This window comes from Amycolatopsis sp. NPDC104775, from assembly GCF_055583325.1.
The window spans coordinates 74207-86501 of the sequence record NZ_JBVJOE010000003.1; the positions used below are offsets into that span (position 1 = coordinate 74207).

Genomic DNA, 12295 nt, shown 5'->3' on the forward strand with positions numbered 1-12295 from the left:
AAGTTCAGCGCTTGACCGGCTCCAGCACCTCAAGCCCGCCGAGGAACGGGCGCAGCGCCACCGGCACCCGGACCGAACCGTCGGGCTGCTGGTGGTTCTCCACGATCGCGACGATCCACCGCGTGGTCGCCAGGGTGCCGTTCAGCGTGGCGGCCGTCTGCGGCTTTCCGTTGTCGTCGCGGTAGCGGACCGACAGCCGGCGGGCCTGGAAGGTGGTGCAGTTGGACGTCGAGGTCAGCTCGCGGTAGGTCTCCTGCGTCGGGACCCACGCCTCGCAGTCGTACTTGCGGTAGGCGGACGTGCCGAGGTCGCCGGTCGCGGTGTCGATGACCCGGTACGGGACCTCGATCGCGGCGAGCATCTCCTCTTCCCAGCCCAGCAGCCGCTCGTGTTCGGCCTCGGCGTCCTCCGGCTTGGCGAAGACGAACATCTCGACCTTGTCGAACTGGTGCACCCGGATGATGCCGCGGGTGTCCTTGCCGTACGACCCGGCCTCGCGGCGGTAGCACGACGACCAGCCGGCGTAGCGGCGCGGACCGGCGGCGAGGTCGAGGATCTCGTCCGAGTGGTAGCCCGCGAGCGGGACCTCCGACGTGCCGACGAGGTACAGGTCGTCGTCGCGCAGCCGGTACACCTCCGACGAGTGCGCGCCGAGGAACCCGGTGCCGGCCATGATCTCCGGGCGGACGAGCGACGGCGTGATCATCGGTGTGAAGCCGTTCGCCGTCGCGCGCGCCACGGCCATGTTCAGCAGCGCGAGCTGCAGCTGCGCGCCGACCCCGGACAGGAAGTAGAACCGCGAGCCCGACACCTTCGCGCCGCGCTCCATGTCGAGCGCGCCGAGGCCTTCCATCAGGTCGAGGTGGTCGCGCGGGGTGAAGTCGAACGACGGCACCTCGCCGACGGTTTTCAGCACCGCGAAGTCGTCCTCGCCGCCGATCGGCGCGTCCGGGTGCACCAGGTTCGGCAGGACGCGGAACAGCTTGTCGAACTCTTCCGAGGCCTCGTTCTGCTCGACCTCGGCGGCCTTGACCTGCGCCGACAGGTCCTTGGCGCGGGCGAGCAGAGCGGGCTTGTCCTCCGGGGAGGCCTTCGGCACCTGCTTGGACACGGACTTCTGCTCGGCCCGCAGCTTGTCGGCGGTCGCGATCGCAGAGCGGCGGCGCTGATCGAGGTCGAGCAGCTTGTCGACCACTCCCTCGTCCTCGCCACGGGCACGCTGCGACGCGCGCACGGCTTCCGGGTCTTCGCGCAGAGTCCTGGGGTCAATCACGGACAGAAGGGTAGTCGCAGGCCAGCCACGACTTCGACGCGGTTTCCCGTACACACTGTGCGGCGCCCCGCGGACAACCCGACAGTCTGATCGTTGTCGCCCGTTTCCCGCGCTCCCCATACTCGCTAGAACCCGGAGCGGAGGGAACTCACATGACCGACGACCTGCTCGCGCGCCACCGTGCGGTGCTCCCGTCCTGGATGTCCCTGCTGTATGACGAACCGATCGAAATCGTGCACGCGCAGGACCGCCGGCTCACCGATTCCACCGGCCGCACCTATCTCGACTTCTTCGCCGGCGTGCTCACCAACGCCATGGGTTACGACGTCCCCGCGATCAGCGACGCCGTCCGCAAGCAACTGGACACCGGCGTCCTGCACACCTCGACGCTGTACCTGATCCGCTCGCAGGTGGAGCTGGCCGAACGCATCGCGCAGCGTTCCGGCATCCCGGACGCCAAGGTGTTCTTCACCAACTCCGGCAGCGAAGCCAACGACACCGCGCTGATGCTCGCCACCCAGTACCGCCGCAGCAACCAGGTGCTGGCGATGCGGAATTCGTATCACGGCCGGTCGTTCGGCACCGTCGCGATCACCGGCAACCGCGGCTGGTCCGCGTCCTCGCTGAGCCCGATCAAGGTCAACTACGTCCACGGCGGCTACCGCTATCGCAGCCCCTTCCGCGACCTGCCCGACACCGCCTACATCGACGCCTGCGTAGCCGACCTCGTGGAACTGCTGGAAACCGCCACCGCGGGCGACGTCGCCTGCCTGATCGCCGAGCCGATCCAGGGCGTGGGCGGGTTCAGTTCACCGCCGGACGGGCTGTACAAGGCGATGAAGGAAGTCCTGGACGAGCACGGCATCCTGTTCATCTCCGACGAGGTGCAGACCGGGTGGGGCCGCACCGGCGACCATTACTGGGGCATCCAGGCACACGACGTGGTGCCGGACATGATGACCTTCGCCAAGGGTCTCGGAAACGGCCTGGCAGTCGGCGGCGTGGTCGCCCGGGGCGACGTTATGGACTGCTTCCAGGCGGAGTCGTTCTCCACCTTCGGCGGCAACCCGGTGTCCATGCAGGGCGCGCTGGCCGTCCTGGACTACATCGACGACCACGACCTGCAAGCGAACTGCAAAGCCCGCGGCGACCAGCTGATGCACGGTCTGCGTTCGGCGAACAGCCCGTTCGTCGGCGAGGTGCGCGGCAAGGGCCTGATGATCGGCGTGGAACTGGTCGAACCAGGCACCACGACGCCGAATACCGCCGCCGCCAAGCGCATGCTGGAAGAAACCAAAAACCGCGGGCTGCTCGTCGGAAAGGGCGGGCTGCACAAAAACGTCCTGCGCATCGGGCCGCCGATGACCCTCACCGAATCCGAAGCCGCCGAAGGCCTGCGGATCCTGCTCGACTCCCTCGCCGCGCTCTCCTGACCGGTTTTTGTCGTACCCCGGTGCGAAGATCCGTTCTCGTGAACACCGAACAGTTCTGGGCTCTGATCGACCAGGCACGCGGCCAGGCCTCCGCGCCCCGCGACAGCTACGAAGTGGCCGAACAAGCCTGCGCCCTGCTGGCCGCGCGACCGCGGGAGGAGATCGTGGCCGCCCAGCAGATCGTCTGGGACCTGCTGGCCGACTCCTACCGCGGTCCGCTGTGGGCAGCCGCCTACCTGGCCAACGGCGGCTGCTCCGACGACGGCTTCGACTACTTCCGCGGCTGGCTGGTCCTGCAGGGCCGGGAGGTCTTCGAGCGGATCGTGGCCGCCCCGGACGAACTGGCCGAGCTGCCCGCGGCGCGCGAGGCCGCCGAGGACTGCGAAGAACTGGAGTGCGAGGCCGCCTTGGGCATCGCCTCGAGCGCGCACATCGACGCGACCGGAGAGGAGCTTCCCGCCGATTCATTCACCATCCGGTACCCGCCGCTGGACCCGGACTGGGAGTTCGATTACGAGGACGCCGACGAACTGCGGCGCAGGCTGCCCCGGCTGGCCGCGGCCTACCTGGACTGACCCCGCGGCGGAACGGCCGTGCGGGAACGCTTCCCGCACGGCGGTCAGTCAACGCCGCACAAACCGCGCCACATGCTCGGCGAGCGTCTCCCCCGCGTCCTCCTGCAGGAAATGCCCGGCCCCGGCCACCGTCGGATGGTCCAGACCAGCAGCTCCGCGCATGGAACGCCGCAAAATCGGTCCCATCGCCCCGGTGATCGGGTCCCCGTCGGAAAACGCGCACAGGAACGGCACGTCCAGCTCGCTCAGCACAGCCCAAGCCGCCCGGTTCGCGTCCGAGGCCGGATCGTCCGGCCGCGTCGGCACCAGCCCCGGCATCGCCCGCGGTCCGGCCTTGTACATCTCGTTCGGGAACGGCGCGTCATAAGCCGCCCGGACGTCCTCCGGCAGCGCGGTCTGGCAGCCGGACTGCACGCACCGCCCGACGTCCAGGATGTGCGCGCCTTCAACCGCCTCCCGGAACTTGTGCCACACCGGCGGCATGTCCACGTCCCCGGTCGGCAGCCCGGTGTTGGCCGCGACCACCCCGGCGAACCGGCCCGGGTTCTCGGCCACCAGGCGCAGCCCGATCAGCCCGCCCCAGTCCTGCCCGACCAGCGTGACCCCTTCCAGGCCCAGCACGTCGAAGGAGAACCGGCGCATCCATTCGACGTGCCGCGCGTAGCTGTGGTCGACGATCTCCGCGGGTTTGTCCGACCGGCCGAATCCGACCAGGTCCGGGGCGATCGCCCGCAATCCGGCGTCGGCCAGCACCGGAAGCATTTTCCGGTAGAGGAACGACCAGCTCGGCTCGCCGTGCAGGAGCAGAACCGGCGGCCCGTCCGCGGGCCCGGCCTCGACGTAGCCGACTCTGATCAGCCCGCCGTCCGGATCGGACAGGTCGGTGTAGGAAGGTTCGAAGGCGAAATCGGGCAGGTCCGCGAACCGGTCTTCCGGCGTCCTGAGGAGTCGCACGGTTCCCACGTTAGTGGGAACGGGACCGCGCGGCAGTGCGCGAACGCTAGGAAATCGCTACCGCGACGACCAGTCCGAGCCCGAGGTGCGCCGCCGCGACGACGACGCTCGCCGGCGCGAACTTCTCGCTCTGGATCGTCGACCCGACGTCGATCCGGGTCGCCCACTCCAGCAGCCGCACCGCCAGCACCTGCACGATGACGCCGAGCAGGCCGTAGACCAGCGACGTGATCAGCCCGGCGGTGAGGTCGCTCGCCGAGCTGTAGATCGCCACGACCACGATGAACGCCATCGACAGCAGCCCGGACGCGGTCACGATCACCGCGTTCGGCAGCCCGCGGGTGACCAGCTTCGACAGCTTGCCCGGCGTGGTGAAGTCGATCGCGTAGAAACCGGCGAACATCAGCACCAGGCCGACGATGCCGTACAGCAGGATCGCGCCGATCCCGCGCACGAGGTCGGAACCGAAGGTCGCGGGCAGCGCGAGGGTCGTGGTCACGGGGTCTCCCTGGATGGCCAATTCGCACCAGTTGAATCGGACATCCAGGGTTGTATCACGACTCCGGGATCCGGTGCGGCACAAACGCCGCGCCGTCGTCGGTGACCAAACCGCTGGTCTCGCGGATGCCCAGCCCCGCCGAGGAGTCCCCGACGATCCACGCGCCGAGCGCGGGCCGGTACCCGTCGAATTCCGGCAGCGGGTCGAACGCCTGGTAGACGTAGCCTTCCGCGCCGTAGACGCCGTCGGTCTGCGTCTCGTACCCGGTGGCCACGATCTGCACGTTCGCGCCCTCGCGGCCGAGCTTCGGCTTGCGCACGTACTCGGTCAGCAGGCCGGGGTCGTCAGCGAAGGCGGGCAGCAGGTTCGGGTGCCCGGGGTAGTTCTCCCACAGCACGGCGAGCAGTGTCTTGTTCGACAGCAGCATCTTCCACAGCGGTTCTACCCACAGTGTGCGCGGCATGGTCTCCACCGCGAACTTGCCGAACTCCTCGTCGACCACCCATTCCCACGGGTAGAGCTTCACCACCGTGGACATCTGCGCCTCGGCGAGGTCGACGAAGCGCTTGAGCACCGGGTCCCAGCCGATTTCCTCGATCGCGAGCCCGACCGTGTCGAGCCCGGCCTCGGCCGCGGTCTCCTGCAGATACGCCGTGGTCACGTGGTCCTCGCCGCTCGGATCGGCCGCGGACCAGGTGAAATGCAGTTCGTTCGACGGCAGCTTGCCGCCGATCTCCGCCCAGCGCTCGACCAGCTTCTCGTGGATGGAGTTCCACTGGTCGTCTTCCGGGAAGACGTCGGTTTTCCAGTGCCACTGCAGCAGCGACGCCTCCAGCAGCGTGGTCGGCGTGTCCGCGTTGTACTCCAGCAGCTTGGCCGGCGATTTGCCGTCGTAGCGCAGGTCGAAACGGCCGTAGACGTGCGGGTCCTGGCGTTTCCACGACTCCGCGATGTGCGGCCACACCCATTCCGGGATGCCGAAGCGGTGGTACTGCTCGGTGGTCACGACGTTGTCGACGGCCTCCAGGCACATCGAATGCAGCAGTTCGACGTCCGCCTCGAGCGAGAGCACCTCGTCCATGTCGAAGACGTAGTGCACCGACTCGTCCCAGTACGGCCGCGGCTTGCCGGTGCCGTCGCGCGCCGGGGTGCCGTAGACCAGGCCCTGCTCTTCGACGATCCGCTGCCAGTCGCGGCGCGGTTCCCGCCGGTCCCGATACACCTACGAGCCTCCGCTCTTGCCGGTCCCGCCGGTGCCCCCGGAGGTGCCGCTCTTGCCGCTGATGCCGAACCCGCCGCGCTGGATGCTGGTGCCCGACTTGGTCGAAACGTTGGTGTTGCCCGACGGCGCGGTGTACGTGCCGCCGGACACGCGCTGCCCGATGTTGCCGGTGCCGCCGTAGTTGTAGCGGTACTGGGTGTACCCGGTGCCGCCCGGAATCGGGATGAACCAGAACCCGCCGCTGTAGTGCCCGTGGTTGGCGACCGCGTAGTCCTCAGAGCAGTACTTGTCGTCCTGGATGATCCCGTCGGAGGTGACGCAGGACGCGGTGACCTCTTTGGGCTTGGCGATCGTGTAGAACGTCGCGACCAGCCCGACGAGGCCGACGGTGACGCCGCTGCCGATCAGGATCTTGCGTTTGGTGGCCGCCTTCGCGTCGGCCGCTTCCCGGGCCGCGAGGGCTTCCTGCCGTTCGCGCTCCTGGTCGGCGATGGCCTGCTTACGGGCTCGCTGTTCGGCCACCGACGGTTGCCGGGGTTGCGTGTTCTCGTCCTGGAACCGCATCGAACCCGGCTTCTTCGGCTCCTCGGGCGGCTGCACGCCGCTGTTGTCGTCCTGCGTCATGTGCGCTCCGTAATCCCCCAGCACTGCAAACCCCGTGTTCCACCCTAATCGACCCGGCACACGCGCGGTTCATGCGGCGCGGGCATCATGGGTATCGATGTCTCAACGCTCGGAGCGGTTCCCTTCGCGTATGCAGACCCTGACCACCCGCGTGGTGATGGCCGGGGTGTTCTTCGGCGCGGTCATCGCGCTGGCCTTGAGCGTCGCCTTCTCCTGGACCGACACGCTCGCCGGAGGCGCGGGCGGCGGCGAGGGCAAGCTCAGCGAGGCCGCCCAGCAGGCGTTCCACTCGCCGCCGGGCACCTGCCTGACCTGGAGCGCCAAGGACGCCTCGGACGCGCACCAGGTGCCGTGCGAGCAGCCGCACCTGTTCGAGGTCACCACCGTGGTCGACATCGGCGCGAAGTACCCGCAGCAGGCTCCGTTCCCGACCCTCGACCAGTGGCAGGACATCGCGCAGCAGCAGTGCAACGCCGACGTGCGGCCGTATCTCGGCCACCCGCTCGACCCGTACGGCAAGCTCACCACCAACCTGCTGCGGCCCACCTCGGCGCAGTGGTCCGAGGGCGACCGCCAGCTGCGCTGCGGCCTGCAGTTCGCCGGTCCGGGCGGAACGCTGCAGCCCACCACCGGTGCGGCGAAGACCCAGGACCAGTCGATGGTGTGGGCCCCGGGCACCTGCCTCGCGCTGGTCGGCAAGGGCGTCGGCGACCCGGTCGACTGCGGCAAGCCGCACTCCTACGAAATGATCGCGACGCTCGACCTCGCCTCGCACTTCAAGGACGGCTACCCGAAGCTGGACGACCAGAAGTCCTGGCTCGACACCGAGTGCAACAAGGCCGCGAAGGACTACACCGGCAGCTCCGACCTGTCCTCGAAGAAGCTCACGCTGGGCTGGGACTCTCGCGAGCAGGAGAGCTGGGACGCCGGGTCCACCAAGGTCAACTGCAAGGTCGCGGCCACCCTGCCGGACGGCAGCGGGTTCCAGGCGGTCACCGGCAGCGTGAAGAGCGGGGCGTCCGGGTCGTCGAGCCAGCAGCAGAGCCCGCCGCCCAGTTCCAGCGGAGGCAACTGAGCAGTGCCCGTCGAGATGAGCCAGGCGCGGTTCGAGGAACTCGTGTCCGACGCGCTCGACCAGGTGCCCGCGGAGTTCGCCGCGGCGATGGACAACGTCGTGGTGCTGGTCGAGGACTTCAACGAGGAAGCACCGGACATCCTCGGGCTCTACCACGGCATCGCGCTCACCGAGCGCACCAGCCACTACAGCGGGGCGCTGCCGGACCGGATCTCCATCTACCGGGTGCCGATCCTCGACATCTGCGACACCGAGGACGACGTCGTCGAAGAAGTGCTGATCACCGTGATGCACGAGCTCGGCCACCATTTCGGCATCGACGACGAGCGGCTGCACGAACTCGGCTGGGGCTGATTCCGGCGGCATTCCGTCAGCCCGTTGCTCTTCCCTGATCATCTTCGCGCCGCGCTCGCGGAAAACACCGAAGGTCAGCAAAGCGTCACGGAATGCCATCGACCTCCCTAGACTGGCCTCACCAGGGCGTTTCCCTTTCTCGTGAGGTGGTTCGTGTCGCATCGTCAGACGGACAGCCGGCTGCGCTGGCTGCTCGCCTCGAGCGGCACGGCGAATCTCGCCGACGGCATCGCCAAGGTCGCTTTCCCGCTGCTGGCCACCACGCTCACCCGTGATCCGGTGGAGATCGCCGCGCTGTCGGCGGTGCAGTTCCTGCCGTGGCTGCTGTTCGCCATCCCGGCGGGCACGCTGGTCGACCGGATCGACCGCAAGAAGGCGATGCTCGCCGCGAACGCGATGCGCGCGCTCGTCGTCGCCGCGGTGACCGCGCTGCTCGCGTTCGGTTCGGTGGAGATCTGGACGATTTACGTCGCGTCGCTGCTCGTGGGTGTCGCGGAGACGGTCGCGGAGAGCGCGGCGAACGTGCTGCCGCCCGCGCTGGTCGGCGCGGACCGGCTGGAGAGCGCCAACAGCAAGCTGCAGGCGTGCGAGATCGTCGGCCAGACGTTCCTCGGGGGCCCGGTCGGCAGCGCCACCTTCGCGATGTTCGCCGTTTTCCCGTTCCTGCTCTCGTCGGTCGGGTTCGCCGTCGGTGCCGCGGTGCTGCTGGGCATGGCGGGCAGCTACCGGCCGCGGCAGGAAACCACCTCGCACATCCGGGCGGATTTCGCGGACGGCTTCCGCTGGCTGCGGCGGCATTCGCTGCTGCTGCGGCTGCTCGCGATCGCGGGTCTGCTCAGCCTGATCAGCGAACTGGCCCAAGCGCAACTGGTGCTCTACGCGCTGGAAGACCTGCATTTGTCCGACGCCACCTTCGGCGCTTTCGCGTTCGTCGGCGGTGCTGGCGGCCTGCTCGGGGCCGGGTTGACGCCGCGGCTGGCCCGGCGCGTCGGACGGCGGACGGTCCTGGTCGGCGGGGTGCTGTTCTGCGCGCTCGGCTTCGGCGGCATGGGTCTGATCCGCCAGCCGGTGGTGTCCGCGGTGCTGTTCGGCGTTTTCGCGGCGGCGGTGGTGGCGGTGAACGTCGTGCTCGCGACCGCGCGCCACACCTTCGTGCCGGGTGAACTGCTCGGCCGCGTGCTCGGGGTGTGGCGCACCGTCGTCTGGGGCGCGATTCCGCTCGGCGCACTGCTCGGTGGATTGCTCACGAAACTGCTCGGGTCGGCGGGCGACACTTTCACCGCGTCGGGCGTCCTGCTGCTGTTCGTGACCGGCTATGCACTGTTCGCGCTGCGCGCGCACCCGCTCGATGACAAAACGGCCTCGACCGGCGACGGAGCCCGTTCGCAGCAGTGATCCGGCGCGGTTTTGGTGCTGAAATAGCACCTCACCCCGGCTGCCCGGAGGTATGTGATGACCGCGCTCGACACTCCACCGCTGCCGGACGACGACCGCGACACCGAAGTGGAATCACCGCCGCCCGCCACCCGACGGCCGCTCGTCCTCGCCGCTGTCGCCGGGTTCGTGCTCGGCGGATGCGTGCTCGGGCTGCTGTGGGGGCTGTCCGGTCAGCGCGCCGGAGCGAATGTCGACGCCGCGGCCGCCTGTGCGGCGTTCAATCGAGCGGGGCACATCCCGGACACCACCGGCGGCGTCGACGCCGTGCAGTTCACCCGGATGTCCGACGACTCGGTGCACCGGGTCACCGGCGCGATGGAGCTGGCCAAGGCAGCGGCCACGTTCGACGGCAGCTACCAGCCGCTGGCCAAAGCCCTCGACGCGGTGAACAAGATGGTGCTCAGCAGCCGTTTCGACAACCGCGACGGGCAGGCCGCGGTCGTGCAGACAGAACAGCTCTGCGCGCGGGGCTGACCCGCGCGCAGAGAATCCGTCACGACTTGTGCACGGTCTTCACGCCGAGCTGTTTGCCCGGGATGTTCGTGCCCGCGCAGCCGAGGCCGTCGAGAGGCACGAACTTCGACGCTGTCTCCTGCGGCAGGTACACGCGCAGGCCCTTGACCGGCGTCGGCTTGCAGACGCCCGGGTCGAAGTTGCGCACCTGCGCGAACTGCAGATCCGCCGCCGCGGTCTGGCCGGGAGCCAGCTTCACCGGAGCGCCCTTGGCCCCGTCGCGCTCGGCGGCCGGGCCGATCTGGGTCCCGTTTTCGCCGCCAACGTAGGACACGCCAGGGAAGCCCTGGATCGTGCACGGCGTGCCGCTGGTGTTCTTGATCAGCAGCGACCGGTACTCCGAACCCGCACCGGCGTCGCCGCTGCCCAGCGACAGGGACACGTCGCCGGCCTTGCACAGGCCGTTGTCGGCTGGCGGTTTCTCGGCCGGTGCCGCGCCGCCGCTCGGTGCGGACGACGAGGAAGAAGGAGCGGACGACGCGGCGGACGGAGCCGACGACATCGGGCTGCTCGGCGGGGTGTCCGAACTCGCCGGGCCGCTCGCGGCGGGAGCGCCCTGGCCGCACGCGGAAAGCAGCAGGGCCCCCGACGCGCCCACTGCGGACAGGAAGACCAGGGAAAACCACGTTTTCTTCGTGTTTGCCATCTCACTCGCCTCGCTGTGCTGGTGAACGCCTCACTGGTGGAACCTTCATCCGGAGGACGTGCCAGGTCCGGACGGGGTTGCTCCGCATCCGGTGAGTTCCCCACCGGAGCCGCCTTCACTCAGCGTTTCCCCGCACGAGTGATCAACCGCTCACGAAAGGCGGGTGTCCACCCACCGCAGACACTCCCAGCCGTGCTCCCGGGCTTCCAGCTCGACGAACTTCGTGTTCGGGATCAGCGCCTCGTTCGCCAGCTCAGCGGGCACGTTCGAGGCCAGCCACTCCCCGGCGAGCCGGATCGCGCCGCCGTGGCTGACCAGGACGACCACCCCGTCCGGCGAGGTCTCCTCGTGCTTCGCCCGCAGCTCGGTGGCCGCGCCGACCATCCGGTCGCGCACCTGCGCACCGGTCTCCCCGCCGGGGATCGAGACGTGCAGGTCGCCTTCCGTCCACGCCTTCACCACACGCAGGTAGACACCGATCGACTCCAGGTCGGTGTTGCCCTCGAGGTCTCCCGCGTCGACCTCCTTGACGCCCTCGATCACTTGCACGTCGAACCCGAATGCCTCGGCCAGCGGTGCCGCGGTCTGCTGCGCACGCACCGCCTCCGACGCGTACACCGCCACGATCGGCTCGTCTTTCAGCTCTTCGGCGAGCGCCGCGGCCTGCTCGCGGCCGAGTTCCGTGAGCGGCGGACCGGGCAACGCGGTGTCCAGCGCCCGCCGGACGTTGCCCTCCGTCTGTCCGTGCCGGACCAGCAGCAACCTCACGCGCCCTCTCCCTTCAAAACCGCGTCGACCCACGCCTGCGCGTCCAGGAAATCCTGGTTCCCCGCGCCTTCCTCGATCGTGGCCGCGACCTCGTCCGCCCGCGGGTGCGAACCGAGAAAGCGCAGGTGACAGCGGCGGCGCAGGGCGGTCATCGCGTCGATGATCCGAGGTTCGGCGACATGGCCTTCGAAGTCGATGAAGAACCGGTACTCGCCGAAGTTGCTGCGGGTCGGCCGGGCGTCGATCCGGGTCAGGTTGATCCCGCGGCCGGCCAGTTCGACCAGCAGGTCGGACAGCGTTCCGGTGCGGTTGACCGCGGCCGCGACGATCGACGTCCGGTCGGCGCCGGTGGGCGCGGGCAATTCGCCGGGACGGCGCACCATCAGGAACCGGGTCTGCGCGTCGCGGACGTCGGCGACCCCGGTCGCCAGTTCCTCCAGCGGATAGTGCTCGATCGCGACCGGCGCGGAGACCGCGGCGTCGAAATCGCCCTCGACCACGCCGACCGCCGCCGCCGCGGTGGACGACGAGGCGACCGGGGTGGCGTCCGGCAGATTCGCCTCCAGCCATTCGCGGACCTGCGCGAGCGCGTGCGGATGGCTCGCGACGGTGCGGATTTCGCCGCTGCCCGGCCGGGTGAGCACGCTGAAGTGAATGGGCAGGATCGTCTCGGCCGTGGCGACGAGCGGGTCGCCGTCGCTGAGCCCGTCGAGCGTCGCGGGCACCACGCCTTCGACGGAGTTCTCAATGGGCACGCACGCCGCGTCCGCGGCCCCGTCTCGGACGGCCTGCACCGCCAGCCGGACGGTCTCGTAGGGGGTCAGGTCCTCGCCCGGCGCGAGCGCGCGGGCGGCCTGCTCGGTGAACGTGCCCTGAGGGCCGAAATACGCGATCCGCAACACGAGCCTCAGGCTAGCGACCG

Annotated in this window: 14 protein-coding genes; 6 read left to right on the top strand and 8 right to left on the bottom strand. The window is 69.2% G+C overall.

The genetic code is table 11. The features are described from left to right. Positions 1–4 precede the first annotated feature (4 nt). Complete coding sequence (gene serS / locus ACZ63D_RS14640) at positions 5–1273, bottom strand: serine--tRNA ligase (RefSeq protein ID WP_465354825.1); 1269 nt, start codon at positions 1271–1273, stop codon at positions 5–7. Between the two features lie 152 nt (positions 1274–1425). Here serS and ACZ63D_RS14645 point away from each other — a divergent pair, with 152 nt between their 5' ends. Both ACZ63D_RS14645 and ACZ63D_RS14650 read left to right on the top strand, forming a co-directional pair. Further along, on the top strand, positions 1426–2706 hold the full coding sequence (locus tag ACZ63D_RS14645) for an aspartate aminotransferase family protein (protein ID WP_465354826.1): 1281 nt from the start codon (positions 1426–1428) through the stop codon (positions 2704–2706). Positions 2707–2744: 38 nt separating this feature from the next. Beyond that, positions 2745–3281, top strand: a complete 537-nt coding sequence (locus tag ACZ63D_RS14650; RefSeq protein WP_465354827.1) for a DUF4240 domain-containing protein — start codon at positions 2745–2747, stop codon at positions 3279–3281. Positions 3282–3329: 48 nt separating this feature from the next. On the opposite strand, the gene ACZ63D_RS14655 is transcribed toward ACZ63D_RS14650, so the two are convergent. Genes ACZ63D_RS14655 through ACZ63D_RS14670 form a run of 4 tightly spaced genes read right to left on the bottom strand, consistent with a single transcriptional unit; the run spans position 3330 to position 6580 of the window. Next, positions 3330–4244, bottom strand: a complete 915-nt coding sequence (locus ACZ63D_RS14655) for a haloalkane dehalogenase (RefSeq protein ID WP_465354828.1) — start codon at positions 4242–4244, stop codon at positions 3330–3332. Positions 4245–4281: 37 nt separating this feature from the next. Continuing rightward, entirely contained in the window at positions 4282–4734 is a 453-nt protein-coding gene (locus ACZ63D_RS14660; protein WP_465354829.1) for a DUF350 domain-containing protein, read from the bottom strand. Between the two features lie 55 nt (positions 4735–4789). Further along, complete coding sequence (locus tag ACZ63D_RS14665; protein WP_465354830.1) at positions 4790–5956, bottom strand: glutathionylspermidine synthase family protein; 1167 nt, start codon at positions 5954–5956, stop codon at positions 4790–4792. After that, complete coding sequence (locus tag ACZ63D_RS14670) at positions 5957–6580, bottom strand: hypothetical protein (protein ID WP_465354831.1); 624 nt, start codon at positions 6578–6580, stop codon at positions 5957–5959. Between the two features lie 97 nt (positions 6581–6677). Between ACZ63D_RS14670 and ACZ63D_RS14675 the strand changes: the two genes are divergently transcribed. From ACZ63D_RS14675 to ACZ63D_RS14690, 4 genes are all read left to right on the top strand, one after another. Further along, positions 6678–7655 (top strand): septum formation family protein, encoded by a 978-nt coding sequence (locus ACZ63D_RS14675; protein WP_465354832.1) that lies wholly within the window; start codon positions 6678–6680, stop codon positions 7653–7655. 3 nt (positions 7656–7658) lie between these two features. Beyond that, positions 7659–8009 carry a metallopeptidase family protein gene (locus ACZ63D_RS14680; protein WP_465354833.1) on the top strand — a complete coding sequence of 117 codons (351 nt, stop codon included), beginning with the start codon at positions 7659–7661 and terminating at the stop codon, positions 8007–8009. Positions 8010–8162: 153 nt separating this feature from the next. Next, positions 8163–9404: an MFS transporter gene (locus ACZ63D_RS14685; protein ID WP_465354834.1), complete on the top strand. Its 1242-nt coding sequence runs from the start codon at positions 8163–8165 to the stop codon at positions 9402–9404. A gap of 57 nt (positions 9405–9461) precedes the next feature. Then, complete coding sequence (locus ACZ63D_RS14690) at positions 9462–9920, top strand: hypothetical protein (protein WP_465354835.1); 459 nt, start codon at positions 9462–9464, stop codon at positions 9918–9920. 19 nt (positions 9921–9939) lie between these two features. On the opposite strand, the gene ACZ63D_RS14695 is transcribed toward ACZ63D_RS14690, so the two are convergent. The 3 genes from ACZ63D_RS14695 to pheA form a co-directional block, all read right to left on the bottom strand. Further along, positions 9940–10605: a DUF4232 domain-containing protein gene (locus ACZ63D_RS14695; protein WP_465354836.1), complete on the bottom strand. Its 666-nt coding sequence runs from the start codon at positions 10603–10605 to the stop codon at positions 9940–9942. A 150-nt stretch (positions 10606–10755) separates the two neighbouring features. Continuing rightward, positions 10756–11373, bottom strand: a complete 618-nt coding sequence (locus ACZ63D_RS14700) for a histidine phosphatase family protein (protein WP_465354837.1) — start codon at positions 11371–11373, stop codon at positions 10756–10758. After that, on the bottom strand, positions 11370–12275 hold the full coding sequence (pheA, locus tag ACZ63D_RS14705) for a prephenate dehydratase (RefSeq protein WP_465354838.1): 906 nt from the start codon (positions 12273–12275) through the stop codon (positions 11370–11372). Before pheA ends, ACZ63D_RS14700 begins: the two co-directional genes overlap by 4 nt. Positions 12276–12295: the final 20 nt, after the last annotated feature.

What these genes read in the sequence shown, in the direction of transcription:
- ACZ63D_RS14645 (WP_465354826.1), top strand. Translation starts at nt 1,426, where the DNA reads ATGACCGACGACCTGCTCGCGCGCCACCGTGCGGTGCTCCCGTCCTGG.
- ACZ63D_RS14670 (WP_465354831.1), bottom strand. Translation starts at nt 6,580, where the DNA reads ATGACGCAGGACGACAACAGCGGCGTGCAGCCGCCCGAGGAGCCGAAG.
- ACZ63D_RS14675 (WP_465354832.1), top strand. Translation starts at nt 6,678, where the DNA reads ATGTCTCAACGCTCGGAGCGGTTCCCTTCGCGTATGCAGACCCTGACC.
- ACZ63D_RS14690 (WP_465354835.1), top strand. Translation starts at nt 9,462, where the DNA reads ATGACCGCGCTCGACACTCCACCGCTGCCGGACGACGACCGCGACACC.
- ACZ63D_RS14695 (WP_465354836.1), bottom strand. Translation starts at nt 10,605, where the DNA reads ATGGCAAACACGAAGAAAACGTGGTTTTCCCTGGTCTTCCTGTCCGCA.